Consider the following 25,177-nt stretch of genomic DNA (forward strand, 5'->3'; position numbering starts at 1 on the left):
AGAGAAAAGAACATGACAGTTAAAGTAGGTATCAATGGTTTTGGCCGTATCGGCCGTCTAGCACTTCGCGCAGCTTTCGATTGGGAAGAGCTAGAGTTTGTACAAATTAACGATGTAGCTGGCGACACTGCGACACTGGCGCACCTTTTAGAGTTCGATTCAGTGCAAGGTCGTTGGAACCACGAAGTTGCGGTTGAAGGCGACGAGATGGTCATCAATGGTCAGCGTATCAAGACAACGCAAGAGCGCGACATCGATGCGATCGATTGGTCTGGCTGTGATGTGGTGATTGAAGCTACGGGTAAACACCGTAAAACTTCTTTCCTAAACAAATACCTAGAGCAAGGCGTAAAACGTGTTGTGGTTTCGGCGCCAGTGAAAGAAGACGGTATCGCAAACATCGTGGTTGGTGTGAACGACAACATCTTTGACCCAGCAGTACACAAAATTGTAACGGCAGCATCTTGTACCACTAACTGTATCGCTCCTGTGGTTAAGGTAATTAACGAGAAGCTAGGTATTGAGAACGCGTCATTCACGACGATTCACGATCTAACTAACACTCAGACTATCCTAGACGCGCCGCACAAAGACTTACGTCGTGCACGTGCATGTGGCATGAGCCTTATCCCAACCACGACAGGCTCTGCTAAGGCGATTGTTGAGATCTTCCCTGAGCTTGAAAACCGCATCAACGGCCACGCAGTTCGTGTACCACTAGCGAACGCGTCTCTGACGGACATCATCTTCGAAGTGAAGCAAGACACGACAGCAGAAGAAGTTAACGCGATGCTGAAAGAAGCATCTGAGAATGAGCTTAAAGGCATTCTTGGCTTTGAAGAGCGTTCATTGGTGTCTATCGACTACAAAGGTGACCAACGTTCTACTATCGTTGATGCACTCTCTACCATGCTGGTTGGTAAGCGTATGGTTAAGATCTACGCTTGGTACGACAACGAGATGGGCTATGCGACACGTACTGCGGAGTTAGTACGTACCGTTGGTTTAGCATAAACCTGAGCACTAAGGAGATAACACTATGACACATCCAACATGGCAACTAGACCTTGAGCAAGGCGCTCTGATTCTAACTCCATGCCCAGGTACTAAAGACGCTGATCTTGATGCATCTCTAGCGCAACTGAAAGAGCAAGGCGTTGAAGCTATCGTGACAGCGCTTGATGATGCAGAGCTTGCAAGCAAAGACGTGGCAGCACTTGGTGAGAAAACACGTGCGCTAGGCATGCAGTGGTTTCAAATCGAAATCGAAGACGATTGTGCTCCAGGTGCTGACTTTGCGGCGAAATGGTCTGCAGCAAGCCCTGAGTTGCACAAAATCGTTGATAGCGGTGCGAAAGTCGCTATGCACTGCATGGGCGGTTCAGGTCGTACCGGTCTATTCGCAGCTCACCTTTTGCTAGAGAAAGGCTGGGACCTCGACAAGATCGTTCAAGAAGTTCAAGCACTGCGTCCAGGTGCTTTCACTAAACCGATCCAAGTTGAATACATTCATGGTGTAGCGAATAGCTAATATTCATCGGTGTTAGACAAGGAGCTTTTGGTATCTGGAGTGTTAAGCTTACCGTGATCCAAAAGCTCTTTTTGTTTTGATTGCAGAGATAGCATTATGTTTTCAAATCTAAGTAAGAGTGTTCGCCAATACATGTTGGTGACTTTCAACTATTGGAACTTCACCATTACTGATGGTGCGCTTCGTATGCTGGTGGTCCTGTATTTCTACGACCTTGGTTACAGTTCTTTAGAGATCGCCTCATTGTTCCTCTTCTATGAATTCTTTGGTGTTGTAACGAACCTAGTCGGTGGTTGGTTAGGGGCGCGTCTTGGCCTCAATAAGACCATGAACATCGGCTTAGGGATGCAAGTCTTCGCTTTGGGCATGCTGGCACTGCCATCGGCCATGTTGACCATTCCTTGGGTGATGGCGGCGCAGGCGTTGTCAGGCATCGCTAAAGACCTTAATAAGATGAGTGCCAAGAGCTCAATTAAGACCTTGGTACCGGATGAGCAGCAGGGCGCACTTTATAAATGGATTGCGATTCTGACCGGATCTAAGAATGCTCTGAAAGGCGCAGGCTTCTTTATTGGTGGTTTTCTGCTTTCAACGATAGGCTTCCAATATGCAGTGCTTGTGATGGCCGCTGTGTTGACTTTAGTCTTTATCGGTAGCGTAGTGAGCTTAGAAGCGGACATGGGTAAAGCGAAAACCAAGCCTAAGTTCAAACAAATCTTCTCTAAGTCTGAATCGATCAACATCTTGTCTGCGGCGCGTATGTTCTTGTTTGGTGCTCGTGACGTGTGGTTTGTGATTGCTCTGCCAATCTATCTAGGCAGTGTATTTGGTTGGGATCACTCATGGGTGGGTGGCTTCTTGGCGGCTTGGACTATCGCTTATGGTTTTGTACAGGGCATTGCACCTAAGATTACGGGTAAGGCGCAAGGTAAAGTTCCAGATGGACACGCAGCCCTATTGTGGGCCGGCGCATTGGCGATTGTGACGGCGGGTATTGCCTACGCAGTACAAATCGGTTGGCAGCCAGAGCTTGTGATCATCGGTGGTTTGATGGTGTTTGGCGCTATCTTCGCAGTCAACTCATCACTTCACTCATACCTCATCGTGAGTTATGCGAAAGGCGATGGTGTATCGCTTGATGTGGGTTTCTACTATATGGCGAATGCAATGGGTCGCTTGATTGGCACTATCTTGTCAGGCTTAGTATTTCAAATAGGTGGCTTGTCTGCGTGTTTGTGGGTCTCGTTTGCATTCTTAGCGATAACAACGGTGATCTCTTTGCGTTTACCTAAGGTGCCGCAAACATCAGCCGCATAAGTTTCAGTCGGATTCGATAAAATCGCGATATGCTTCTCCTTTAACAATAAGCTGACTTGGTTACCATACCAGTCAGCTTTTTTGTTGCTATAGTAGAATGATTGAATATTAATCAGGCATTTACATGAAGCAGCGAATTCTCTTCTTTGACTTAGCACGATGCGTTGCAGCGGTAGCTGTGATCGCAATTCATGTGCTAGCACCGTATCGTAATGAGCTCAACATGATCCCATTCAACGAGTGGTTAACGGCAATCACGGTGAATGGCTTTAGCCGATGGGCGGTTCCGGTGTTTATTTTGATTACCGGTGCATTGATGCTCAGTGACCAACGTCCGTTTGATGCTAAGTATTACCTCAGACGACGCCTAGGTAAGGTGCTGATTCCATTTCTTGTGTGGTCGCTGTTCTATACCTATTTCTCTGGGTGGTCGGCGTTGGGGTTTGATGCCGTAGTTAGCTGGGAAGTACTGAGTAACAGCTATCATCACTATACCTATTATCACTTAGGCTTCTTCTATTACTTCATACCGCTCTATTTTGTGATCCCGTTTATGCAGATTGGGTTGCGCAAATATGGTGACCCGTTCATCTATAGCTTTACTGCTGTTTGGTTGTTCACCACATTACTGTTCTTGTTCAAAATTGATGGTCCTTGGAGTCATGAACTGTGGCTTTATACTGGCTACTTGCCACTCGGTTATATCTTGTATAAGAAACTCCCTCTTACCGCACCTGTTGTCACAGGGACTACGATATTAGGAGCCTTGGCACTGTTTACCACGGTTTATATGGTGGTTGATGCGAGTCTCGCGGCAGAGAAGTATACAGTAGGCCGCTGGCTGTCTTACAAAACACTCAATACAGTATTGGCTGCAAGTATGGTGTTTATGTTGTGTCGCTACTTTGGAGAAGGCTTATCTGACAAGTCGAATAAAGTGGTGGGCTTTATCAGTAAACACAGCTTAGGCATTTATTTGTTGCACCCAATTTTCTTATGGCCAATGAAGGAGTTTGGTTGGTATCAAGGCCATCCTGCTTGGGTGATTCCATTGTGGGTAGTGATCAGTGGGGCAGGTGCGTTATGGATGAGTTGGTTAATGGCAAAATCAGAGAAAACACGCTGGTTATTGCCATAATAATAGAAAATTAAATGCAAAAAAGATTTAGCGTTTGAGGGCAAAGTGCAAAAACTTATCACCTTGGTAGGTTAATGTACCTTTGTCCCCAGGATTGAGGGCGTGGTAGTAATGAATACCAACTTGGAACTCACGTTTTGGGCCAACCAGTCCGCGTTGAACGTAGATCCAATACTCTTGGTCTTCTTGGCCTGGCTGCGCATCAGGAAGATCAATGGATTGTTTATCGAGTACCGTAACATCCACCTTTTTTTCTGGCGCGTTCTCTCCTTGCATATGCTTTCTGTAAAAGCTAACAAAAACCCAGCCTGCTAGGGCGACAAGTACAATAATCGCAAGAAAAAGTGAATTAGGCATACAACCTCCATATAGTCCTGAGGGGTATTCTAGTCGGTCGACTGCAACGGATATGTGTTTAAAGCCGCTATTCGTGAATTGATGTAAGTTGAGCGAGTTGTTTTTCGGCTGATATCACATTTCATTTCCATTTGTGGATAACACGTTGTTATTTATTGTCTCTTTCTCACGTAAATCGTGATCAATTTGTATAAGAATAGGGTAATGCTCGACTAAAATTAAAGTGTGGAGTGGGAGGGTCAATATGACGGACATTGAAAAAGTAGTCACAAGGACTCGTAATATAGAGAAGTTATTGCGGCTTCAGTATCACGCTGAGGGAGAAGGGCTGCATGAGCTGGTCACGAGCTGTGAAGAGAGATTGCCACACGATATGGTGGTAAAACTACGCTACATTGCCACTTGTCGAAACAAGGTAGTGAATGATCATGATGCGAAATTAGAGGATCATCATCAGTTCATTATGATGTGTAATGATTGTGAGAAAGAGCTAACCCCAAGAAGCGGGCGCTTTATTTGGCGTGTTGCCATTCTTTTAATGATGGTAATGACTTTGGCTGCGGCCGGGTTTTATTATGCCAACTGGGATGTGCTGACGTTGCATCTATTCTCAAAGTAACAGATTTAGATAAAAGAAAAGGGACGCCACGGCGTCCCTTTTCTCTTTTTTGGGTACTTGATTAGTACATCATCGGTAGTGTCATAAGGCCAACAACTACCGCGATCATTACAAGTCCTTGCTTTTGCGAAGATGAAATCATAACACTACTCCTAAATCTGGTTAACTATCGCTATGTGATTAAGAATAGCACCACTTTAGGCTTTAGATCAAGAATTAGTTTTGAAACCTCTAAAAAAACAAGAAAACTTCAGTGTTAGGGGTGTTATTTGCGAAGTTTACGCTTGTTTTTGTGTTGGTTTAATTTTGTTCCTTGTGGTTTTTGTTTGTTCTTTTTTTGTTTAAGTGATTGTTTTTATTGGTTTAATTAATGTAATCATAGTTGTTAAAACTTGTTAAAGTGTATTAATGGGTGTTGAGGGGTTAGGGGGGGGCGCAATGCGTATTATGAAGGTTATTTTGAGTTTTATACTATGGTGTTGTAGTGAGGCAGCTTACTTATCATGCAAGTGAGTTCCTTATCTAGATATTGTGTGAGAGTTTTTATTGGAAATGAGATCCTGAAGTTTTCAGGTGTTTAAAGTTAACGTTTTTGTATCTAACTTGTTGTTTTTAAATGTTTATAAGTTTTTGTTTTAGAGTGTTGTATTGTGGATATGGAGTGTTTTTGGCGCTTTGGGGGATGGCCGTATTTATAAAAGTAGGGGTTAGTTCTTTCAAACTGGATCTGAGGTGTACTTTTGTAGGTATTGAACGATAAAAGCACCAAATAGGTGGGTTGCTATCATCAGCTTGAGTATTTCACTTCATTTTGAGTATCGATCACATTTTTAGTGGAAGCGTAAGCAAGATCCAATTTTGAGGGGCTAGCGCTTTACATCACTATTGAGGTGCCTAGACTGGCGACGATTTGAGGTAATAGGGTAGATGTTATGTGGAGTTGGTTAGCGGTTTCGTTATCTGGTATCGGAGCGATAGCAGGAGCTAAGCATGGGCATGTTACTCAAACCTTAATCTACAAAGTATTCACTTTTGTACTTTTAGCTACAATTGCATTAAGCCAGTCTGAGATTACCACTTACAGCTATTGGATTGTCGGTGGCTTGGTTGTGTCTGCACTGGCGGATATTCTGCATACTCTCTCCAAGAGAAAGCCGCTGCACTTTATCTGTTTCCTAGTAGCACAACTCTGTTATAGCAAAGCGTTTTGGCTGCAACTTTCTGGGCAAGTGGTCTGGTGGCTGTTCGCCCTGTTGCTCGCGGCTTGCGTAGTGGCCTTTTTCTTATTGTTACCTCGTCTTGATAAGTTGGTATTTCCCGTTGTGATTATGGGAATAGTGCTTATCCAATTAGCATGGGCGTCGGGTGAGGTATGGTTGCTTGACCCACACATGTCACATGGTATTGGCTTCATCGGTTGTTGTGTGTTGTTGCTTTCTGCTTTGGCCTACGCATTGAATTGCTATCGAAGCCCGATCAAAGGGGCTTACATGTGGGTGACAGGCAGCTACTTCCTAGCTCATTCTCTCATCGTGGCGTCACTAACCCTTTAGTCGATAACTGCTCTGAGGCTGCGTTATATCAAAGTGCGCTAACAGCAATTCGTTATGCTTGGCGAGATATGACAGACAGGGGAACCTCTAATGACGACTGAAATCCATGCTCACAATGTACTGAACCTATTGAATGAACAAGCTCTAACGCGTGAAGAGTTAGCGGAAAAACTAGCACAAGAATATGGCTCAGAAGCCCGTTTCCACACTTGTAAGCTAAGTGGCTTAGACCTAGATGCATTGCTGACGTTCTTTGTGAAAATGGAGAAGGTGGTGCTAGAGGGTGATAAGCTGAGAACCAATATGGCACGAGTATGTAGCCACTAATTCGATTGTTTTGGGAAGTGGATTACTGCTTCCCTTTAAATCAAACATTTAACACATAATCCTCCCCACTGGGTTCGAAAAGCCGGATTGAGGCTGCTATACTCCGCGCACCTTCGCTTTTCAGGACTTACTCATGGAAATCCTATCTGCAGCTACCATGCTGTTTCTTATTATGGACCCGTTAGGCAACTTGCCGATCGTGCTCTCCATACTTAAACATATCGATCCAAAGCGACGCCGAATTGTTTTGATTCGTGAGCTTATGTTCGCGTTGATTATCCTTTTATTGTTCTTGTTTGCCGGTCAGAGCATTCTGAACTTTTTGCACGTTCAGCCAGAAACCTTAAGTATTTCAGGCGGTATTATCCTGTTTATCATCGCGATTAAGATGATTTTCCCAAGTGCTGGGAGTATCACTGGATTAGCGGCGGGTGAAGAGCCATTTATTGTACCTATGGCGATACCGATGATTGCGGGGCCATCGGTGATTGCAGCCTTGATTCTGCTATCGACTCAGCACCCAGGTAATATGCTGGAGCTATCTGCGGCAGTCTTACTGGCTTGGGGCGCAACTTTCTTTATCTTGATGTTTAATGGTTTCTTCCTGCGTATCCTCGGAGAGCGAGGCCTTAAAGCGGTAGAGCGATTGATGGGTCTATTGCTTATTATGATATCAACGCAGATGTTCCTCGATGGTATCAAAGCTTACATGCTCTCTTAGAGTCCGTTTGCTGACGAACAATATTAAAAAAGCCGCTCAAATGAGCGGCTTTTTTTACATCATGTATTTGCGTCGGATATCGAGCAGAGCAAAGATACCGAAGATTAGAATTGACCACTTCTCCCAGCGCGTCATTGAAATCTTATCGCCAAATGCACCTATGAAGATCAGCATTTGTAGACCGTGCATGAAGAACAAAAATGCCGTCATGATATACAGGGCAATAGCTGCGTTTCCTGGGAATGGATGGAAAATATTTACGATGAGAACAAACCAAACGAAAGCAATAGCCGCTTTGGCTACGGGAATCAGTACATTCATTATTTAAATCCTATTCTGCATTGGTTCTATGGAAAAGGCGGTAACTGGACTGCCCAGTCGTTTTATCACGATAGAGCTCCCAGTTCTCAGGCATGCCTTCCAGCTTAAGTTCTTTTTCAGTTTCGACATACACAACCGCATCTTCAGCCAACCAACCGTTAGATTCGAGTAGGTTGACTGTCTCAGCAAGAAGGCCTTTACGGAAAGGTGGATCCAAGAAAACCACATCATACGGTGTCCCCGGTTTACTGAGGTAAGAGATAGCGTCGATATTCTCTACCTTAATGTTATCGGCCTTCAGTTCTTTAGCGTTGTCTGAAAGCTGTTTAGCCGCCTTTTGGTTCATCTCTAAAAGCGTCACCATCTTCGCTTGGCGAGACGCTGCTTCAAAACCGAGCCCGCCAGAGCCTGCAAATACATCCAGACACGTCGCATTTGGGATATCTTGAGCCACCCAGTTAAAGAGTGTCTCTTTTACTCGGTCAATGGTTGGGCGTAATCCCTCTAAGTCGTGAACTGGGAGTTTTCGACCTCTCCATGAGCCACTGATGATTCTAACAAAGCCTCCAGATGGCTTTTTTTGTGATGTGTTTTGCTGGCGACGTCTTACCATAGATTTTTTGACCGCTAATAAAGTGATACTATATCGAGCCCAATTTAATTTGGTTCGAGTATTAAATAAATTTTGCAATGACAAAGTGTATCAAGCAAACAGCAAGCATATCACTGCTTTGTCATTTTTCTTTACTATTCGTGTCTACAAGTTTGTATTGTAGAACAATAGCAAAGAGTCGACGTGCATTAAGTCAATACAGTTAATTAGTAGATCTAGGAAACTCCTCTGATGGCGGAAAAAAAGAAGCGCGGATTATTATCGTGGCTTGGCTTTGGTGAAGAAGAACAGAGCCCACAAACGCAGACTGACTCTAAAGTAGAGCAGCAAACGGAAGAGCAGCCTCAAGCTGAGGTTGAGCAACCGGTAGAAAAGGAAGAATCTGCACAAGAGGCGGAGTTACAAGAAGAGCTTGAACAGCCAAGTGCTGAGGTTCAACCTGAACAAGCAGAAGCAGAAGCAGAAGCAGAAGCAGAAGCAGAAGCAGAAGCAGAGGTAGAGCCTGAAGTGGTTGCAGAAGAGCCACAAGTTGAAGAAGTTCAAGAGAAACCGACAGAGAGCTTCTTTGCGCGCTTGAAGCGTAGCCTAAGCCGCACTAAAGCCAACATTGGCGCGGGCTTCTTTGGCTTGTTTAAAGGCAAGCAAATTGATGAAGATCTATTCGAAGAGCTTGAAGAACAACTGTTGATTGCTGACGTAGGCATGAACACAACAGTAAAAATCATTGATAACCTAACAGAAAAAGCATCTCGCAATGACCTGAAAGATGGTGAAGCCCTGTATGGTCTATTGAAAGAAGAGATGGCTGATATCTTAAGCCAAGTGGAACAGCCTCTAGAGGTGGATACCACTAAAACGCCTTACGTCATCCTAATGGTAGGTGTAAATGGTGTAGGTAAAACAACGACCATTGGTAAGCTTGCGAAGCAGTTCCAGAATGAAGGTAAGAAAGTGATGCTGGCGGCGGGTGATACCTTCCGTGCTGCAGCGGTTGAGCAGCTTCAAGTATGGGGTAAACGCAACGACGTTCCTGTTATTGCTCAGCACACTGGCGCTGATAGTGCATCGGTTATCTATGATGCGATTGAAGCTGCTAAGGCTCGTGGTGTGGATGTGGTTATCGCGGATACAGCGGGTCGTCTACAGAACAAGAGCAACTTAATGGAAGAGCTGCGTAAAATTGTTCGTGTAATGAAGAAGATTGATGACTCAGCACCACATGAAATCATGCTAACGTTAGATGCAGGTACTGGTCAGAACGCAATCAGCCAAGCGAAATTGTTCAGTGAAGTAGCGCCAGTTACCGGCATTACTCTGACTAAGCTAGATGGTACTGCAAAAGGCGGTGTGATTTTCTCTATTGCTGATCAGTTCCAGATTCCAATTCGCTTTATCGGTGTTGGCGAAGGCATTGACGATCTGCGTCCATTCGAGTCAAAAGACTTTATTGAAGCGTTGTTTAGCCGCGAAGAGTAATTTGGGTAGCAATTTGGTTTGTGTTTAACCTGCTACCTTTTTAAATTTGATAAGAGTGATCGTAAGAGGAATTTTCGGTGATCAAATTTCAGCAAGTGAGCAAGGCCTACCGAGGTGGACGCCAAGCATTACAAAAAGTGGACTTTCATCTTAAGCGAGGTGAAATGGCTTTTTTGGGTGGTCATTCCGGTGCGGGTAAAAGTACACTGCTGAAATTGATCTGTGCGATCGAGCGCCCGACCGACGGGCGCGTTTGGTTCAACGATCACGACATTACTCGAATTCCGAGTAAAGATATTCCCTTCTTGCGCCGTAACATCGGTATTGTCTTTCAAGACCACCGTTTGTTAATGGATCGCTCTATTTACGACAATGTAGCTCTACCAATGCGTATCGAGTCGATTTCTGAAAATGAAATCAAGCGACGCGTTGGTGCTGCATTGGATAAAACGGGCCTTTTAGACAAAGCGCGCTGTTTACCAAGCCAGCTGTCCGGTGGTGAGCAGCAACGTGTGGGTATTGCACGCGCTGTAGTGAATCGACCAACCTTACTCTTGGCCGATGAGCCGACCGGTAACCTAGACCCAGAATTATCGAACCGAGTTTTAAGACTGTTCGAAGAGTTTAATCGAGCAGGAGTGACCATCCTTTTAGCTACGCATGATGTGGGGTTAGTAAACACTCGCCCACAATATCGTCATTTCGAGTTAAACCAAGGCTTCTTAAGTGAGGTAGAAGACTATGGCCGTTAATAAACGTCTTAAAAAGGCGAAACCAAAGCGCGCCAACAATCGTGCGGCAAGTGATGGCTTTTTAGTGGTTCACTGGAAGCAGGCGAAGTCTTCTCTATCTGAATTGTGGCAGCGCCCACTGGGAAATTTACTGACTTTAGCCGTAATCTCTATGGCATTGGCGATGCCAGCGTGTTTGTACCTACTGGGTAAAAACGTGGGTGAGGCTGCACAAGATGTGGCAAGCCCTTCTCAGGTTAGCGCCTATATAGAAGAGGGTATCCCTGAACCTAGAGTGATGGTGATGAAGGATGAGATTGAAAGCTGGCCACAAGTGGATCTAGTGGAATACATCTCACCACAACAGGGACTTGCAGACCTTAGCCAGTACTCAGGTTTCAATGATGCACTGACGATTCTTGATGATTACTCACTACCAGGTGTATTGATCATCACACCGAGCGTTGAAACAGACACGGAAATTAAAGCACTGGCTAACCAAGTCAAAGAACAACCCTCGGTGACTGACGTTCGCCTTGATGAAGATTGGTTAGCAAGACTCGATGCGATTAAGGCACTGGCTACTGTCATCGTAGTGACATTAACCTTCCTTATGCTGGGAGCGGTATTTCTAATTATTGGTAATACCTTGCGCTTTAATGTGCTTGCTCACAAAGAAGAGATCCAAACCATGAAGCTAATCGGGGCGACCGATAGTTTCATCCTACGCCCTTATCTGTATACAGGTATGTGGTTTGGCGTATTGGGCTCTATCAGTGCGTGGATCATGACCGCATTGATTACTGTATTACTCAACAGTGCAGTGGACGATTTAGCGCAGTTATACGACAGTCATTTCCGCTTAATTGGCTTAAGCTGGGATGAATCTTTGCTGCTTTTGATTGTTGGAACCTTGCTTGGTAGCGTGGCAGCAAAACTTTCTGCCCAAAGACACCTAAAAGAAATTGAACCTGTTTAGGTGAATTGAGTCATATTTAGACGAGAAATAGACACATGTTAGTCAGTTTTCGCCTTGTATAGACGAATTGATTATGCATAATTACTTCCCCCTTCTTGAATCCTGTTCATTTTAGGTTCAAGATTAGCGGGTTCTAATAGAAAGACTACTCCAGATCAGAGATTGATGAGGAACCGAATGGCAAACCAAGCGTATCAAATGGCTTTAGTCACACAAGATAGCCTAGACAGCTATATCCGCTCAGCAAACAGCTACCCAATGCTAACTGCTGAAGAGGAGCGTGGACTTGCAGAGCGATTACATTACAAAGGTGAGATCGAAGCTGCGAAAGGCTTGATCCTTTCACACCTACGATTCGTGGTTCATGTAGCGAGAGGTTACTCTGGTTACGGCCTGCCTATGGCTGACCTTGTTCAAGAAGGTAATATTGGTCTAATGAAGGCGGTAAAACGCTTTAACCCTGAAGTTGGGGTAAGACTGGTATCTTTCGCTGTTCACTGGATCAAAGCTGAAATCCATGAGTACGTACTTCGTAACTGGCGTATCGTTAAGATTGCGACGACGAAAGCGCAGCGTAAGCTGTTCTTCAATCTGCGTAAATCTAAGAAGCGTCTAGGTTGGTTCAACAACGGTGAAGTTGAAACTGTTGCTCGCGAGTTAGGTGTAGAGCCTTCTGAAGTTCGTGAAATGGAATCTCGTCTTGCGGCGCAAGATGCGACCTTTGAAGCACCTATGGACGACGATGACGGCGGTTCAGCTTACACAGCACCTGTTTACTACCTAGAAGACAAAGCGTCAGACGTAGCTGAAACGGTTGAAGCAGCAAACTGGGAAACCCATACCAATAACCGTCTTGGCCATGCACTAGCAAGCCTAGATGACCGCAGCCAGCACATTGTGCGCTCTCGTTGGTTAGATGACGATAAAGCCACGCTGCAAGATCTCGCTGAAACCTATAACATCTCAGCAGAGCGTGTTCGTCAGCTAGAAAAGAATGCAATGAAGAAGCTAAAGCAAGCTGTCGGCGACTTCTAAGCCCACACACAATTTTTTGAAAAGGCCGAGATCGAGAGATCTCGGCCTTTTTGTTTGGATCGCATTTTAGTGTCTTCGCGATCGAAACTTTCAAGTCGAGATTGTGGATAACTCTGTGAGGAGTTTCTTTGTCAGTTGTCAAAAAGCAGGGTGTAGTAAGGCTTGCAGGCGGTTTTGTAGATGGGGATAGTTTCAAGTTAACCCACAGATAGATCAGGATCATTACTACATCTTGTGGATCCATTTCTCTTAAAACACTTTATTCACGCAATTCACAGATTTATCCACATATGGTGTAAAAGTGATCGCTGGTGGATAACCTTATTAAGTCGGTGTAAATGTTAGCCTTGGGATAGGTTACAATGGCATCAAAGTAAATCAGTACAAGAGAAAGTCATGGACCAGTTTAAACATATTGATGTGCAAGGTGCTCAAACACTCATTGAGCAGAGCGACGCACGCCTAGTAGATATCCGCGATCCACAGTCATTTGCCGTTGCGCACCCAGAAAGTGCGTATCATTTGACGAATGACACCATGGTGGCGTTTATGGATGAGGTAGAATTTGAACAGCCTATCCTTGTGATGTGTTATCACGGCATTAGTAGCCAAGGTGCGGCGCAGTATCTAGTCAACCAAGGCTTTGAAGACGTATATAGTGTTGATGGAGGCTTTGAAGCTTGGCATCGTGCTCAGCTCCCTGTCGTGACAGGCTAGTTTGCTTCCTTAGACAAATTTAAGCAGGAAACTCCAATGGTAAGATTGATGGTATTGAATAATGCGCGTGTTGCGCAGGCCTTCATTGACTATATGGCGTCGCGTCATATTTCGATTCAGATGTCTCCAGAAGGTGAAGGACGTGTCGCGCTGTGGCTGATTGATGCTCAACATCAAGTGGAGACAGAAGCGGAGCTCAACCGTTTTCTGTCTGAACCGAACCACAAGCGTTATCAAGCTGCTTCCTGGGATGTTGCTGAAACGCGTAAAAGCCAGTTTCATTACCATACTCCGAGCTTTCTAAGCATGATTAAGGCTAAAGCGGGCCCCGTTACACTCAGCATTATGCTGTTGTGTGTGGTGATTTTTGCTCTGCAGCAACTTGGCTTCAATCAGCAGATCTTTCAAATACTGCATTTTCCGGCTCTGGATGGGCAACAGTGGCAATTGTGGCGCTGGCTTAGCCATGCGGTGCTTCATTTCTCCGTTATGCACATAGCCTTTAATATTCTGTGGTGGTGGCAGCTTGGCGGTGATATTGAGAAGAAGCTAGGTGGTCTGAAGCTACTGCAGATTTTCGCTCTATCATCGGCGCTGTCTGGCGCAGGGCAATATTGGGTCGAGGGTGCTAACTTTGGCGGGTTATCTGGAGTTGTGTACGCGCTAGTTGGTTATCTGTGGGTTGTGAGCACTAAGGCTCCTCAATTAGGACTAACCATACCGAGACAGATCGTCGGCTTCATGCTGATCTGGTTAGTGCTTGGTTACATGCAACCGTCTATGGCGATTGCTAACACCGCACACCTAGCGGGTTTGATTGCCGGTGTCGGTATCGGCTGGATTGATTCAATGAAATCAAAGTCTATCGCTTAGCGATATTGGTGGTGAGTTTTCTGTGAAAACGAAAAAGCGGCTCGATGAAGCCGCTTTTTTTATCTCGATTTGGTCATCGCCTTATTGGTACAGGTACTTAGTAAATAAGAGGTCGGCAATGATGGTTTTGCCTGTTTCTGGCAATAGGATCTCATTAAGTCGATCAACTAAGGTTTTACGCAAGTCTTCGCGACCAGAAAGCGACTTAATGGTCTCTTCATTCTGTTTACCAAGGAGCTCAATCACGGCATCGCGAATAAGGGGCTGGTGAAGCTCAATGGCTGGGAGGTCAGTTGAGTTGGCAACCATAATGTCGATGCGCACTTGAATGTAACCCAGCTTCTTACCTTTAGTATAAAAGTTAGTAGTGAGATCCGGTTCTAGCGTGAAGTACGCCAGCTTGGGTGCAGATTCCTCCTCCGCCAATGAAGGCAAAGAAAAAAGTAGGGTGATTGCTAGAAATATTTGGGCTACATAACGTTTGTGCATATTTGTGACTTTTCTTTAGTTTAATCGCGATATTCGAAACGCGTTTGTCTTGTTACAATGAGCGGTCTAAATCTAAATACGTTTATAACACAGCTTGCGGCTAAAACAGCTCGGAAGTTGATGCTTTATTGTACGTGTAAAGTCACCTATTGAATACCAGTATGAATCAGCCAATATCGCTGTATCTTAATTCGTTAATGAATGTAGATTGGCAAAATACAGAAAAATTTGATTTTCCGAATCAAACCATCAAAGGGTGGTTAATGGAGCAAGGCTCGTTATCTCGTCGTTTGGGTGAGTGCTGTGAGCACTTATCGGTCGAGTTACTTCATAATCAAGTCGTGGAACGCTCAACACTACAACACGACGAAGAGACTTTGCTTTCATCATCAGATTGCTTACTTCGTAAGGTTATTCTGAAGGGAGACGGTGAGCCTTGGGTACTTGGCCGCACGTTAATTCCACGCCTTACCTTGGATGATCAACACTCAGATCTGTCTCAGCAGGGCAATGTACCACTCGGGTTGACGGTGTTTAGCGCAGAAAACGTTAAGCGTGATGCACTGCAAGTCGGTTGGGTTATGGTAGGCGAAGAGCGCCTGCTTGCTCGTCGTTCGCGTTTATGGATGAACCATAAGCCAATGTTAGTGGCGGAACTTTTTTTACCAACTTCACCCATTTACTCTAAGGAGAGTGTGTAAATGCTGGCCACAAAAGCGAAAGCGTATTGGCAGTTAACGCGAATGGATCGCCCGATTGGAACCTTATTACTGTTGTGGCCAACCTTATGGGCGCTAGTGATTGCAGCCAATGGCTTACCAGATTTATCGGTATTAGTGGTATTCGTGTTGGGTGTGGTGTTAATGCGCTCGGCAGGATGTGTGATTAACGATTTTGCCGATCGCAAAGTTGATGGCCACGTAAAACGCACTAAGCAACGACCTTTACCTTCGGGAGCGGTATCCAGTAAAGAAGCGGTAGCTCTGTTTTTGGTGCTAGCCATTGTCTCTTTTCTGCTGGTGTTAACCATGAACACGCTGACCATTCAGTTGTCGTTTATTGGTGTGGGCTTAGCGTTTATCTATCCTTTCATGAAACGCTTTACTCATCTGCCACAACTATTTCTGGGTTTGGCCTTCAGCTGGGCGATTCCTATGGCGTGGGCTGCACAAACTAATGAACTACCGGGTGTTGTGTGGTTCGTATTTGCCATCAACGCACTATGGACCATTGCTTATGATACTCAGTATGCGATGGTTGACCGAGACGATGACCTTAAGATTGGCATCAAGTCGACCGCGATTCTGTTTGGCCGCCAAGATAAGCTAGTAATTGGTGTGCTGCAGTTAATTACTTTGGCGATGTTGATTGCGCTTGGTATGCACTATCAACTGGGCGGGAGCTTCTACTGGAGCCTGCTGGTTGTCGGTGGATTGTTTGTATATCAGCAGCACCTAATTCGCCACCGAGATCGAGACCTCTGCTTCCAAGCCTTTTTAAACAACAACTATGTTGGAATGGCAGTGACCGCAGGCTTACTTATCGCATTCTGGTAAAAAAACATCACATATAAAAAAGGCACCCAATGGGTGCCTTTTCTGTTTTTAAGCGAGTTATTCTGCTTGGTGAATACTCTCTTCGATCGTCAAGCGAACTTCAGGGTAAAGCATCGAGTAAAGCAATTTAGCGAAAACAGCGGTCTTCTCTAAATCGCAGTTACCGTCGCTATCTAAGTACGCTTGTTGTTTTAGCGTTGCGAACATTGAAGCAAATACGCCCTTGTCGAAAAACTCTGGAGCATTAATGCCGTGCAGGCGACCTAGACGCTGCGCGATATCTTGACTCTTCTGCTCAAGCTCTGATTTATCGAGGTCTGGATTCTCTGCCAGAAGGTTCAATGCGATCGAGTAACGCTGCAGTGTTTCAGAGATAGTACGGCCCAACAGCATCAGCGGTTGGCTGTTAGATTGGTTGATCGTGACTTCGTTGTCTTTCACCATGATCATACCCTGGCGTTCCAGCTCAGAGATAATGTTGGCGACAACTTCCTCTAACTTATCCTCTGGGTAGCTAAGGAACAGCTCCTTCTTAAGGAACGGGTAGATGATCGCCACATTCTTCTGGATGTCTGTAATCGACAGCTCTCGTTGACGAATCAGCATCTGCGCGACCAATGATGGCAGTGCGAATAGATGGATGATGTTGTTACGGTAGTAAGTCATCAGGATCGATTGGTGACGGTCGAGCGAAATGATGTCGCCCATAGTGTCTGACTCGATCAAGAACTTATTCAGAGCTTCAGCGTGTTTCACTAAATCTTCAGCACTGTCTTTCGGTACTGTGAATGTCTCAGAGTAAGGCACATTCTTCAATAGCGATAGGTAGCAATCAATCTGTGATACCAGTGAGTCACGGGATAGTGCACGTTGACGCGAAGCAAGCAGAGCGGTTGCACACAGAGTCAGTGCGTTGGTTGCTGCTGCATCATTAATGTTTGTCATCATCTTGATCGCAAGATCGTTCACAACTGGTGTCATCCATTGTGGCTTGCTAGTGCCAATCGGATCGATGTCTTTAGTCCATTCTGGAGAGTGCTCATTCAGGTATTGGTTTAGCTGAATTGGTTCACCAAAGTTAACGTAGCCCTTACCAAAGTTGCGTAGCTTGCGAATAGTACGAAGCACCAAGCCAGCGTTCTCTTTCTCTTTACGTTTACCACGCAGCTCTTTAGCGTAAGTGGCTACTTCCATTACGTGCTCGTAGCCGATGTAAACAGGCACTAGGGTCACTGGACGGTTCATACCACGCAGCATCGCCTGAATGGTCATCGCTAGCATGCCGGTTTTTGCTTGTAGCAAACGACCTGTACGAGAGCGACCACCCTCACTGAAGTACTCTACCGAATAACCTTTTGCGAATAGCTCGGCTAGATACTCACGGAAAATGGTTGAGTACAGCTTGTTGCCTTTAAAGCTACGACGAATGAAGAAAGCACCACCGTGACGGAAGATTGGGCCTGCAGGGAAGAAGTTCAGGTTAATACCCGCTGCAATATGCGGAGGAACCATACCTTCGTGGTACAGCACATAAGAGAGCAGTAGGTAGTCCATGTGGCTACGGTGACAAGGTACATAAACAATCTCGTGACCGTCTTGTGCCAGTTTGCGAACCGTAGATGCATTGTTGATGTGCAGGCCTTGGTAAAGTTTATTCCACAACCAACCCAAGATTTTCTCACCGCGTTTGATCAGAGAGTAAGAGAAGTTAGCTGCAATCTCATCCATGATGTCTTGCGCTTCTTTGCTCGCTTTCTCAATCGAGATGTTTTTCGACTTCGCTTCGTCTTCTATCGCTTTTTTGATCGCTTCTGATTTCAGTAGGCGGTCGAACAACGCTTGGCGGCTTGGAAGATTCGGGCCAGACGCCGCTAGCTTTTGGCGCGAGAAGTGGATACGTGCTACGCGTGCCAGCTTGTGTGCAATGGTGCTGTCAGTGCCGTGAGAGTTCGCCATGTAGCGCAGTGATACCACTGGGCTGAAACGAACTAAACAATCACGACCAGCTAGAAGAACCGCTCTTGATTTCTCTAGACCATTCATCGCTTGTAGATAAGGTTTTTGGGTATTTTCTTTACCCGGCTTACGTCCCCACAACACGGTTGCTGGGATAACTTGAACGTCTAGCTCTGAATCAGACTCATGAAGCTGAAGTAGCTCGGTGAACACGGCGATCGATGAGCTTGGTACGTGGTCATCATCTTGAACTAGGGTTTTGCGCGACGCGATAAACACGTAGCGTTGCAGTGATTTACCATTAATCTCAAGTGGGCTCAGTGGATCAGGAAGCCCAAGCTCTAATGCATGTTTTTGTAGAGTTAGGAGATCGACACTCGAGCGGAAAGGTAACGCATATACAATTGGTTTGCCTAAATCAATGTTCAAATCTTCAATAGGGTTTGAAGGAATGGATGTACCTTTTACCAATACGGATAAAGGAAGCTTCATCATTGAACGTGAAAAAGATTGTCCAGAAGACATATAGGTTCACTGCCTCAGTAGTTTTTTGTCATGCTCAAGCGTATCTCTATTTTTAATTAGTGATTTAAAATAGGGATAGGCCTAGGCGTAAATTTAATCGATGCAAGAATACCAGAAACTGGTCTAACCTTTTAATGGAATTAGTCATAATGGCGTTAAGTTTGCGGAAAATCATTCATCGACTGATTGAGTATAGGTTTAATCGTCACCAATTTTTAAAGCCTTTGATTAAAACAACGACTTAGCTGACTGTTTATAAAGTTATAAAAAGTAGCCCGTTGTTTAAAAATGAACTAAAAACAACCAATTGCTTTGCTTTTGTTCAGTTACTGGATATACTCACAGTCAACTGTATAAAAAGACAGGTGACTCATGAAGCCGTTAACGCCCCGCCAACAACAAGTCTTCGACCTGATTAAAAACAAGATCGAAGAGTCCGGTATGCCACCGACACGTGCTGAAATCGCGCGTGAATTAGGCTTTCGCTCTGCTAATGCTGCAGAGGAACATTTAAAAGCTCTAGCTCGAAAAGAAGCTATTGAGATCATTCCGGGTGCGTCTCGTGGTATTCGCATCTTGCTTGATGACGCTGCCAACGACGAAGAAGGTCTACCTTTGATCGGTCAAGTGGCAGCGGGTGAGCCTATCCTTGCTCAAGAGCATGTAGAAACGCATTACCAAGTGGACCCTGGTATGTTTAAGCCACAAGCAGATTTCTTACTGCGTGTTAATGGCGAAAGTATGAAAGACATCGGTATTATGGATGGCGATCTACTGGCTGTGCACAAAACGCAAGATGTACGCGACGGTCAGGTTGTGGTAGCACGTGTCGACGATGATGTAACGGTTAAGCGTCTAGAGCGTAAAGGCTCAACGGTACTACTACATGCTGAAAACGAAGAGTTTTCTCCAATCCAAGTGGATCTAGAGACCCAGCACTTAGCCATTGAAGGTTTAGCGGTTGGTATCATTCGCAACACAGATTGGATGTAATATCACACAATGAGTTATTGATATTTATTCTCAATAACTTGTTATTGTAATTGATATTCATTATCATCTTCCTTGTCGAGCTACAAGGAAGATGAACATGTCGAATCAAAACAAACCTCAGTCAACACTGCTTTCCTCAAAGCGCAGCGCTGCCCGTAAGCCGATGGCGCAGCAAGACATGGCTCATTCTGAATTTCATGTTCCTAGCAATCTTATCCAACCTCTTTGGTTTCGCAGTCGAGAAAGCCTCGCTGACGATGGCCTCGTTTACGATCCAATTGCAGCGCAAGCGTGTACCCGCTGTCGTCTTGCACCGGAGTGTTTAACGGGAGAGCTCGACCAGCAACAGCTTCTGTACGCGACACTGACTCAGCTTTGTGACAACCAGATTCAACAGTACCTATCTCATAACCCTGAGGCGTGGATCATTAACGTTGGGGCAGGGCTTGATACACGTTTCTACCGTTTAGATAACGGCCGTTGTCATTGGGTTGAATTGGATGTCACTGAAAACTTGGTGTGGCGCCAGCGTTTATTCCATAAAAATGAACGTTATCGCTTAGAGTGTGGTTCAGTGAATGATCTGACTTGGCTTGATGAACTGAATATCCCAGAGCAGGCGCCAGTGATGATTGTTTGTGAGCATGCACTGCTCGATTGCGATGAACAAACCACTGCGCACTTTATTCAAGCGCTAAGCCGTCAATTTACTCATGCACATGCCTGTTTAGTTCTTGCGGGGGATAAGACCTCAAGCAAGCTTGGTCAAAAGCTAGGTTCTGGCGAATACGCGCACGGTTTAGCTTCTCCTGTTGATAGCGTGTTGAATTGGCTACCATGGACTCAATGGGTCAAAGCCTTCTCACCTTTGGATCAACAATGTAACCGCTGGAAGCTATGGCAAAGAATGTTGAGTAAGTTGACTCAATACAAGAAGCGACTGGCTCCACAACTTATCGTGATGAAGTGGTAGAGGTATTCTTCTTCCCACTCTCTATCAAGCTCCAGTCATAAAATAGTGAATCTCTACCCCCTAGGTTAAACTATCACCTCAAATCAAAGAGGTGATCGTGAAGCTATTTCTCCCCCAATCTATTGTTCAAACTTTAACGAATTTATCGGTTCACCAGCGAGTACTAATGCTCGCCATACCTATGGTTCTCTCCAATATAACCGTCCCACTGCTTGGTTTGGTTGATGCAGCTGTTATCGGTCACCTAGAGCATGCTTGGTATCTGGGTGGTGTCGCACTCGGTGGCACCATGATCAGTGTGACCTTTTGGCTGCTTGGTTTTTTACGAATGTCGACGACAGGCTTGGCGGCGCAATCTTATGGAGCCAGCGATAATCAGCAATTAGGTTTGGTGTTCGTACAGGGCATTACCATGAGCTTGGGTTTTGCTGCCTTGTTTTTACTGCTGCACAGCATGATCGCTGAAGTGGTGTTTTCTTTAAGTAGCGCCAGCGATCAGGTGAAGTTTTATGGTGAGCAGTATTTTTCGATTCGTGCTTGGAGTGCTCCTGCAGCCCTGAGTAATTTTGTGATTCTTGGCTGGCTGCTTGGAACACAAAATGCCAAAGCGCCGATGTGGATGGTGATCATCACTAATGTCACTAATATCGTTTTTGATGTGGTGTTTGTAATTGGATTTGGTTGGCAAGTTGAAGGGGCCGCTTATGCTTCGGTACTTGCTGATTATATGGGACTGTTGTTTGGCTTGATATGTGTGGCACGTGTTTGGTCGAAGAGGCAGTTGCCAGCAATCTTGTCCTTGGTGAAACAGACCACTCAAGGGCTTTCTCGTTTCGTAAAACTTAATCGCGATATCTTTTTACGTTCTCTGTGCTTGCAAGCCACTTTTACTTTTATGACTTTCCAAGGCGCAAGTTTTGGCGATGATGTGGTTGCTGCCAACGCGGTACTGATGAGTTTCTTGATGATCATCTCTTATGGGATGGACGGTTTTGCCTATGCGATGGAGGCGATGGTAGGAAAGGCCATTGGTGCTAAAGATAAGCAAGAGTTGAATCAGTCTCTCGTAGGTACTTTTTTCTGGAGCTTAATCATTTGTCTTGGCCTGACTGCGGTGTTCATGATGCTAGGTAGCAACATGGTCAATATGATCACAACCATACCTGAGGTAAAAGCGCAGGCGATGATTTACTTACCTTGGCTCGTCGCAATGCCTTTGGTGTCGATGTGGTGTTTCTTATTAGACGGTATTTTTATCGGCGCGACCAAGGGACAAGAGATGCGCAATAGCATGTTTGTTGCGACCTGCACTTTCTTCCTTATCTTCTTTTTAGCCTCATCGTTTGAGAACCATGCACTATGGTTTGCGATGATTTGTTTCATGGGAATGCGTGGAATTGGGCTAGCGGTATTGTTTATTAGACAGTGGAAAAGGAATGAGTTCTTGGCTTAGTGTACAGATAGATAAGCATTTAGAATACCATGATCTAATTACTATCTGAGTGTTGTTAAGTCTTTGATTTAAAATGAAACAGCAAGCGTGTGTGCTTGCTGTTTTAGTATTTGGCCTGTAGGTGGTCAAATGCTCCTAAGGCGGTACAGCCTACTTAGAATAAACGATTCAAACCGTTAAGCGCTGCAACACGATAAGCTTCTGCCATGGTCGGATAGTTGAAGGTCGTATTCACGAAATACTCGATGGTATTCGCTTCGCCTTTCTGCTCCATAATCGCTTGGCCGATGTGAATGATTTCTGCAGCACGCTCACCAAACACATGGATGCCCAATATTTCCTTAGTTTCACGATGGAATAGAATCTTTAAGCTACCGATGTCTTTACCTGCAATTTGTGCACGGGCTAGGTGTTTGAATGAAGAGCGTCCCACTTCGTAAGGTACTTTGGCTGCAGTAAGCTCTTGCTCGGTTTTACCAACAGAGCTGATCTCTGGAATGGTGTAGATGCCGGTTGGGATATCTTCAATCAGGTGGCTTTCTGCTTCGCCTTTGACAATTGCTTGCGCTACAAATCGACCTTGGTCGTATGCGGCACTCGCTAGGCTAGGGTAGCCAATCACATCACCCACCGCATATACGTGGCTGACACTGGTTTGGTAGTTGGCGTTGACCGAAACTTGGCCACGTGAGTCCGCTTCCAAGCCAACCGCTCCAAGGTTGAGTTTGTCGGTATTACCCGTTCGGCCATTTGCATAAAGCAGACAGTCAGCACGCATCTTCTTGCCTGATTCTAAGTGGATGATGACTCCATCGTCTGTACCCTCAATTCGCTCAAACGTTTCATCGTTGCGAATTACGACACCGCTATTCCAGAAGTGATAAGAGAGCGCATCAGACGTTTCATTGTCTAGGAATGACAATAGTCGGTCTCGAGTATTGATAAGGTCTGTCTTTACTCCCAATCCGCGGAAGATAGATGCGTACTCACAACCTATAACACCAGCACCGTAAATGATGATGTGTTGCGGGTCGTGTTTTAGTGACAGGATTGAGTCGCTGTCGTAAATACGCTCATGTAGGAAGTCGACGTTTTCAGGTTGGTAAGGTCTTGAGCCTGTCGCAATAACAAACTTATCTGCGGAGTAGAGCTCTTCTGTACCGTCACTTTGCATTACAGAAACCGTGTTGCTATCAATGAAGCGCGCAGTACCAAAGACTAATGTACATTGATTGCGATCGTAGAAACCTTGGCGAAGTCGCGTTTGCTTGTCGATTACAGATTTAGCGTGACCAAGAATGTCGGAGAAGGTGGCGTGGAGGCTTTTATTGTTTTGGCAAAAGAGTGGGTTGTTATTGAATTCGATAATACGACTAACCGCGTGTCGTAGTGCCTTCGATGGGATGGTACCCCAGTGAGTACATCCGCCGCCTACGCTACTTTCTTTTTCAATGATGGCTACATTCAACCCGGCTTTGGTTAATCCCATCGCTGCCCCTTCACCGCCGGGGCCACTACCAATCACGATCACATCAAAGTGGTTCGAATGCGACATAGAAATCTTCCTTGTTATATTTGTTTAACATTGCTTTAGCGAGATTTTAACTGATTCCGTTATTTGGTACATGAAAAGGGCATCAGAGAGTCGAGCTGATCACGCAGTGTTAAAGAAAAAGTCATATTTGGTATGTTGTATGTCTCCAAATTACAGCTCCGCGATTGAAATTTTGTTCTCGAACGTATTTACTTCGGTACGTGAACAAAGAGGGGTGTCTGATGTCATATAAAGCGAGAATTCCTTATAAAATAGAGTGATTCGCGTTATATTTACCTGAGTATTAGGCATGCCTGTTTAGGCTGTAAAAGAAGAAATTGATAAAGTATGAAACCAATGGGAATTCGCGCACAGCAAAAAGAAAAAACTCGTCGAAGCTTAATCGATGCTGCGTTCAGTCAGTTGAGTGCTGACCGTAGTTTTTCAAACCTGAGCTTAAGAGAGGTTGCTCGCGAAGCCGGCATTGCCCCAACTTCTTTCTATCGTCACTTCAAAGACATGGATGAACTCGGTTTGACCATGGTTGATGAAGGTGGCTTGTTACTGCGTCAGTTGATGCGTCAAGCAAGGCAACGAATCGTAAAAGAAGGCAGTGTTATCCGCACCTCGGTTGAAACCTTTATGGAGTTCATCGAAAGCAGCCCAAACGTATTCAGACTGTTATTGCGCGAACGTTCAGGAACCTCATTTGAGTTTCGAACAGCCGTCGCAAGAGAAATGCAGCACTTTGTTGCGGAAATGACGGAATATCTAATAGGTACGGGGATGACTCGTGAAGAGGCTTTTACCCAAGCAGAAGCATCAGTCACCTTGGTATTTAGTTCCGGCGCAGAAGCTTTGGATTTAAATAGCCGTGAGCGAGATGAACTTGCTGAGCGGTTGATTATGCAATTGCGAATGATAGCCAAAGGGGCTTATTGGTATCGCAAAGAACGTGAACGTAACCGACTAAAAGGCGGGATTGAATAATGTCGAATGAAAAGAATACTGTGAACCGCGGTTCAGAAAGAAAAACACTGGTACTGGCTCTTGTTGCGGGTGTCTGTGGTGACGCATTGTTATCTTGGGTAACGATGAGCGAAGTTGGTTTCTCTATTTTCCCTCTTATTGCGCTAGTACTGGCTGTTCAAGCTCTGTACCAAGAGTACCTAGCAAACCCAGTATCTGAAGATATCCCACTAGTTGGCCTAGCGTGTTTCTTCGTTGGTGCATTTGGCCACTCGGCATTTGTGAAAGCACAACACCCAGAAGCTGGCTCTAACTTCTTTGCTATCATCGTGGCAATGCTGCTACTCGCATGGGTAGGTAAGAAACTAGGATTTATGTCTAAGTCAGCGTAACTTCAACTGAATAGACAATAAAAAACGAG

General features: G+C 45.2%; 27 protein-coding genes. 21 read left to right on the plus strand and 6 right to left on the minus strand.

Annotated elements, in window-relative coordinates; translation table 11 throughout:
- Positions 1–12: 12 nt before the first annotated feature.
- From KI743_RS13555 to KI743_RS13570, 4 genes are all read left to right on the plus strand, one after another.
- Complete coding sequence (locus tag KI743_RS13555; protein ID WP_285466819.1) at positions 13–1,014, plus strand: ArsJ-associated glyceraldehyde-3-phosphate dehydrogenase; 1,002 nt, start codon at positions 13–15, stop codon at positions 1,012–1,014.
- Between the two features lie 25 nt (positions 1,015–1,039).
- Positions 1,040–1,531 carry a cyclin-dependent kinase inhibitor 3 family protein gene (locus tag KI743_RS13560; RefSeq protein WP_285466820.1) on the plus strand — a complete coding sequence of 164 codons (492 nt, stop codon included), beginning with the start codon at positions 1,040–1,042 and terminating at the stop codon, positions 1,529–1,531.
- A gap of 96 nt (positions 1,532–1,627) precedes the next feature.
- The gene (gene arsJ, locus KI743_RS13565; RefSeq protein WP_285466821.1) at positions 1,628–2,848 is read left to right on the plus strand and encodes an organoarsenical effux MFS transporter ArsJ; all 1,221 of its coding nucleotides are present in this window, start codon (positions 1,628–1,630) and stop codon (positions 2,846–2,848) included.
- Positions 2,849–2,972: 124 nt separating this feature from the next.
- Positions 2,973–3,986, plus strand: a complete 1,014-nt coding sequence (locus KI743_RS13570) for an acyltransferase (RefSeq protein WP_285466822.1) — start codon at positions 2,973–2,975, stop codon at positions 3,984–3,986.
- Positions 3,987–4,013: 27 nt separating this feature from the next.
- On the opposite strand, the gene KI743_RS13575 is transcribed toward KI743_RS13570, so the two are convergent.
- Complete coding sequence (locus KI743_RS13575; RefSeq protein ID WP_032553371.1) at positions 4,014–4,343, minus strand: DUF2500 domain-containing protein; 330 nt, start codon at positions 4,341–4,343, stop codon at positions 4,014–4,016.
- Positions 4,344–4,587: 244 nt separating this feature from the next.
- Here KI743_RS13575 and KI743_RS13580 point away from each other — a divergent pair, with 244 nt between their 5' ends.
- The 4 genes from KI743_RS13580 (at position 4,588) to KI743_RS13595 (ending at position 7,563) form a co-directional block, all read left to right on the plus strand.
- A complete protein-coding gene (locus KI743_RS13580; protein WP_032553372.1) occupies positions 4,588–4,962 on the plus strand; it encodes a hypothetical protein in 375 nt (124 codons plus the stop codon).
- Between the two features lie 932 nt (positions 4,963–5,894).
- On the plus strand, positions 5,895–6,515 hold the full coding sequence (locus tag KI743_RS13585) for a lysoplasmalogenase (RefSeq protein WP_285466823.1): 621 nt from the start codon (positions 5,895–5,897) through the stop codon (positions 6,513–6,515).
- A gap of 90 nt (positions 6,516–6,605) precedes the next feature.
- Positions 6,606–6,842 carry a YecH family metal-binding protein gene (locus tag KI743_RS13590; RefSeq protein ID WP_032553375.1) on the plus strand — a complete coding sequence of 79 codons (237 nt, stop codon included), beginning with the start codon at positions 6,606–6,608 and terminating at the stop codon, positions 6,840–6,842.
- 133 nt (positions 6,843–6,975) lie between these two features.
- Positions 6,976–7,563, plus strand: a complete 588-nt coding sequence (locus KI743_RS13595; protein ID WP_032553376.1) for a YhgN family NAAT transporter — start codon at positions 6,976–6,978, stop codon at positions 7,561–7,563.
- A gap of 54 nt (positions 7,564–7,617) precedes the next feature.
- Here the strand turns inward: KI743_RS13595 and KI743_RS13600 are convergent, their stop codons facing one another.
- Positions 7,618–7,884, minus strand: a complete 267-nt coding sequence (locus KI743_RS13600) for a DUF1145 domain-containing protein (protein WP_032553377.1) — start codon at positions 7,882–7,884, stop codon at positions 7,618–7,620.
- Positions 7,885–7,894: 10 nt separating this feature from the next.
- On the minus strand, positions 7,895–8,497 hold the full coding sequence (rsmD, locus tag KI743_RS13605; protein ID WP_150873371.1) for a 16S rRNA (guanine(966)-N(2))-methyltransferase RsmD: 603 nt from the start codon (positions 8,495–8,497) through the stop codon (positions 7,895–7,897).
- A gap of 231 nt (positions 8,498–8,728) precedes the next feature.
- On the opposite strand from rsmD, the gene ftsY reads away from it, so the two are divergent.
- From ftsY to glpG, 6 genes are all read left to right on the plus strand, one after another.
- The gene (gene ftsY / locus KI743_RS13610) at positions 8,729–9,973 is read left to right on the plus strand and encodes a signal recognition particle-docking protein FtsY (protein WP_285466824.1); all 1,245 of its coding nucleotides are present in this window, start codon (positions 8,729–8,731) and stop codon (positions 9,971–9,973) included.
- A gap of 77 nt (positions 9,974–10,050) precedes the next feature.
- Positions 10,051–10,725: a cell division ATP-binding protein FtsE gene (ftsE, locus tag KI743_RS13615; RefSeq protein ID WP_032553381.1), complete on the plus strand. Its 675-nt coding sequence runs from the start codon at positions 10,051–10,053 to the stop codon at positions 10,723–10,725.
- Positions 10,715–11,683 (plus strand): permease-like cell division protein FtsX, encoded by a 969-nt coding sequence (ftsX, locus tag KI743_RS13620; protein WP_150873369.1) that lies wholly within the window; start codon positions 10,715–10,717, stop codon positions 11,681–11,683. The genes ftsE and ftsX overlap by 11 nt, the downstream gene beginning before the upstream one ends.
- A 177-nt stretch (positions 11,684–11,860) precedes the next feature.
- Positions 11,861–12,718, plus strand: coding sequence for an RNA polymerase sigma factor RpoH (gene rpoH, locus KI743_RS13625; RefSeq protein ID WP_032553383.1), 858 nt, complete (start codon positions 11,861–11,863; stop codon positions 12,716–12,718).
- 396 nt (positions 12,719–13,114) lie between these two features.
- Positions 13,115–13,435, plus strand: coding sequence for a thiosulfate sulfurtransferase GlpE (glpE, locus tag KI743_RS13630; RefSeq protein ID WP_032553384.1), 321 nt, complete (start codon positions 13,115–13,117; stop codon positions 13,433–13,435).
- Between the two features lie 36 nt (positions 13,436–13,471).
- The gene (gene glpG / locus KI743_RS13635) at positions 13,472–14,308 is read left to right on the plus strand and encodes a rhomboid family intramembrane serine protease GlpG (protein ID WP_285466825.1); all 837 of its coding nucleotides are present in this window, start codon (positions 13,472–13,474) and stop codon (positions 14,306–14,308) included.
- Positions 14,309–14,389: 81 nt separating this feature from the next.
- Here glpG and KI743_RS13640 read toward each other — a convergent pair whose 3' ends face one another.
- Positions 14,390–14,797 carry a flagellar basal body-associated protein FliL gene (locus KI743_RS13640; RefSeq protein WP_032553386.1) on the minus strand — a complete coding sequence of 136 codons (408 nt, stop codon included), beginning with the start codon at positions 14,795–14,797 and terminating at the stop codon, positions 14,390–14,392.
- Positions 14,798–14,958: 161 nt separating this feature from the next.
- Here KI743_RS13640 and KI743_RS13645 point away from each other — a divergent pair, with 161 nt between their 5' ends.
- Together KI743_RS13645 and ubiA are read left to right on the plus strand one after the other, a co-directional pair.
- Positions 14,959–15,498, plus strand: a complete 540-nt coding sequence (locus KI743_RS13645) for a chorismate lyase (protein ID WP_191907646.1) — start codon at positions 14,959–14,961, stop codon at positions 15,496–15,498.
- Positions 15,499–16,353 carry a 4-hydroxybenzoate octaprenyltransferase gene (gene ubiA, locus KI743_RS13650; protein WP_032553388.1) on the plus strand — a complete coding sequence of 285 codons (855 nt, stop codon included), beginning with the start codon at positions 15,499–15,501 and terminating at the stop codon, positions 16,351–16,353.
- A 57-nt stretch (positions 16,354–16,410) separates the two neighbouring features.
- On the opposite strand, the gene plsB is transcribed toward ubiA, so the two are convergent.
- Positions 16,411–18,834: a glycerol-3-phosphate 1-O-acyltransferase PlsB gene (gene plsB, locus KI743_RS13655; RefSeq protein WP_285466827.1), complete on the minus strand. Its 2,424-nt coding sequence runs from the start codon at positions 18,832–18,834 to the stop codon at positions 16,411–16,413.
- Positions 18,835–19,206: 372 nt separating this feature from the next.
- On the opposite strand from plsB, the gene lexA reads away from it, so the two are divergent.
- The 3 genes from lexA (at position 19,207) to dinF (ending at position 22,253) form a co-directional block, all read left to right on the plus strand.
- Positions 19,207–19,827: a transcriptional repressor LexA gene (gene lexA / locus KI743_RS13660; RefSeq protein WP_032553391.1), complete on the plus strand. Its 621-nt coding sequence runs from the start codon at positions 19,207–19,209 to the stop codon at positions 19,825–19,827.
- Positions 19,828–19,924: 97 nt separating this feature from the next.
- Positions 19,925–20,800 carry a class I SAM-dependent methyltransferase gene (locus KI743_RS13665; protein ID WP_285466829.1) on the plus strand — a complete coding sequence of 292 codons (876 nt, stop codon included), beginning with the start codon at positions 19,925–19,927 and terminating at the stop codon, positions 20,798–20,800.
- 97 nt (positions 20,801–20,897) lie between these two features.
- Positions 20,898–22,253, plus strand: a complete 1,356-nt coding sequence (gene dinF / locus KI743_RS13670; RefSeq protein WP_285466831.1) for an MATE family efflux transporter DinF — start codon at positions 20,898–20,900, stop codon at positions 22,251–22,253.
- A 154-nt stretch (positions 22,254–22,407) separates the two neighbouring features.
- Here dinF and sthA read toward each other — a convergent pair whose 3' ends face one another.
- Positions 22,408–23,808: a Si-specific NAD(P)(+) transhydrogenase gene (gene sthA, locus KI743_RS13675; protein WP_032553396.1), complete on the minus strand. Its 1,401-nt coding sequence runs from the start codon at positions 23,806–23,808 to the stop codon at positions 22,408–22,410.
- A gap of 327 nt (positions 23,809–24,135) precedes the next feature.
- Here sthA and fabR point away from each other — a divergent pair, with 327 nt between their 5' ends.
- Positions 24,136–24,777: an HTH-type transcriptional repressor FabR gene (gene fabR, locus KI743_RS13680; protein ID WP_032553397.1), complete on the plus strand. Its 642-nt coding sequence runs from the start codon at positions 24,136–24,138 to the stop codon at positions 24,775–24,777.
- Positions 24,777–25,148 carry a YijD family membrane protein gene (locus KI743_RS13685; RefSeq protein WP_032553398.1) on the plus strand — a complete coding sequence of 124 codons (372 nt, stop codon included), beginning with the start codon at positions 24,777–24,779 and terminating at the stop codon, positions 25,146–25,148. Before fabR ends, KI743_RS13685 begins: the two co-directional genes overlap by 1 nt.
- Positions 25,149–25,177: the final 29 nt, after the last annotated feature.

Origin of the sequence: Vibrio sp. D420a, from assembly GCF_030248625.1 — a bacterium.
GTDB classification, from domain to species: Bacteria; Pseudomonadota; Gammaproteobacteria; order Enterobacterales; family Vibrionaceae; genus Vibrio; species Vibrio fortis_A.

What these genes read in the sequence shown, in the direction of transcription:
- KI743_RS13585 (WP_285466823.1), top strand. Translation starts at nt 5,895, where the DNA reads ATGTGGAGTTGGTTAGCGGTTTCGTTATCTGGTATCGGAGCGATAGCA.
- plsB (WP_285466827.1), bottom strand. Translation starts at nt 18,834, where the DNA reads ATGTCTTCTGGACAATCTTTTTCACGTTCAATGATGAAGCTTCCTTTA.
- KI743_RS13600 (WP_032553377.1), bottom strand. Translation starts at nt 7,884, where the DNA reads ATGAATGTACTGATTCCCGTAGCCAAAGCGGCTATTGCTTTCGTTTGG.
- KI743_RS13560 (WP_285466820.1), top strand. Translation starts at nt 1,040, where the DNA reads ATGACACATCCAACATGGCAACTAGACCTTGAGCAAGGCGCTCTGATT.
- KI743_RS13665 (WP_285466829.1), top strand. Translation starts at nt 19,925, where the DNA reads ATGTCGAATCAAAACAAACCTCAGTCAACACTGCTTTCCTCAAAGCGC.
- fabR (WP_032553397.1), top strand. Translation starts at nt 24,136, where the DNA reads ATGAAACCAATGGGAATTCGCGCACAGCAAAAAGAAAAAACTCGTCGA.
- KI743_RS13555 (WP_285466819.1), top strand. Translation starts at nt 13, where the DNA reads ATGACAGTTAAAGTAGGTATCAATGGTTTTGGCCGTATCGGCCGTCTA.
- KI743_RS13570 (WP_285466822.1), top strand. Translation starts at nt 2,973, where the DNA reads ATGAAGCAGCGAATTCTCTTCTTTGACTTAGCACGATGCGTTGCAGCG.
- arsJ (WP_285466821.1), top strand. Translation starts at nt 1,628, where the DNA reads ATGTTTTCAAATCTAAGTAAGAGTGTTCGCCAATACATGTTGGTGACT.
- glpG (WP_285466825.1), top strand. Translation starts at nt 13,472, where the DNA reads ATGGTAAGATTGATGGTATTGAATAATGCGCGTGTTGCGCAGGCCTTC.
- rsmD (WP_150873371.1), bottom strand. Translation starts at nt 8,497, where the DNA reads ATGGTAAGACGTCGCCAGCAAAACACATCACAAAAAAAGCCATCTGGA.
- KI743_RS13645 (WP_191907646.1), top strand. Translation starts at nt 14,959, where the DNA reads ATGAATCAGCCAATATCGCTGTATCTTAATTCGTTAATGAATGTAGAT.
- lexA (WP_032553391.1), top strand. Translation starts at nt 19,207, where the DNA reads ATGAAGCCGTTAACGCCCCGCCAACAACAAGTCTTCGACCTGATTAAA.
- sthA (WP_032553396.1), bottom strand. Translation starts at nt 23,808, where the DNA reads ATGTCGCATTCGAACCACTTTGATGTGATCGTGATTGGTAGTGGCCCC.
- KI743_RS13595 (WP_032553376.1), top strand. Translation starts at nt 6,976, where the DNA reads ATGGAAATCCTATCTGCAGCTACCATGCTGTTTCTTATTATGGACCCG.
- KI743_RS13580 (WP_032553372.1), top strand. Translation starts at nt 4,588, where the DNA reads ATGACGGACATTGAAAAAGTAGTCACAAGGACTCGTAATATAGAGAAG.
- KI743_RS13575 (WP_032553371.1), bottom strand. Translation starts at nt 4,343, where the DNA reads ATGCCTAATTCACTTTTTCTTGCGATTATTGTACTTGTCGCCCTAGCA.
- glpE (WP_032553384.1), top strand. Translation starts at nt 13,115, where the DNA reads ATGGACCAGTTTAAACATATTGATGTGCAAGGTGCTCAAACACTCATT.
- KI743_RS13685 (WP_032553398.1), top strand. Translation starts at nt 24,777, where the DNA reads ATGTCGAATGAAAAGAATACTGTGAACCGCGGTTCAGAAAGAAAAACA.
- ftsX (WP_150873369.1), top strand. Translation starts at nt 10,715, where the DNA reads ATGGCCGTTAATAAACGTCTTAAAAAGGCGAAACCAAAGCGCGCCAAC.
- rpoH (WP_032553383.1), top strand. Translation starts at nt 11,861, where the DNA reads ATGGCAAACCAAGCGTATCAAATGGCTTTAGTCACACAAGATAGCCTA.
- ftsY (WP_285466824.1), top strand. Translation starts at nt 8,729, where the DNA reads ATGGCGGAAAAAAAGAAGCGCGGATTATTATCGTGGCTTGGCTTTGGT.
- KI743_RS13640 (WP_032553386.1), bottom strand. Translation starts at nt 14,797, where the DNA reads ATGCACAAACGTTATGTAGCCCAAATATTTCTAGCAATCACCCTACTT.
- KI743_RS13590 (WP_032553375.1), top strand. Translation starts at nt 6,606, where the DNA reads ATGACGACTGAAATCCATGCTCACAATGTACTGAACCTATTGAATGAA.
- ubiA (WP_032553388.1), top strand. Translation starts at nt 15,499, where the DNA reads ATGCTGGCCACAAAAGCGAAAGCGTATTGGCAGTTAACGCGAATGGAT.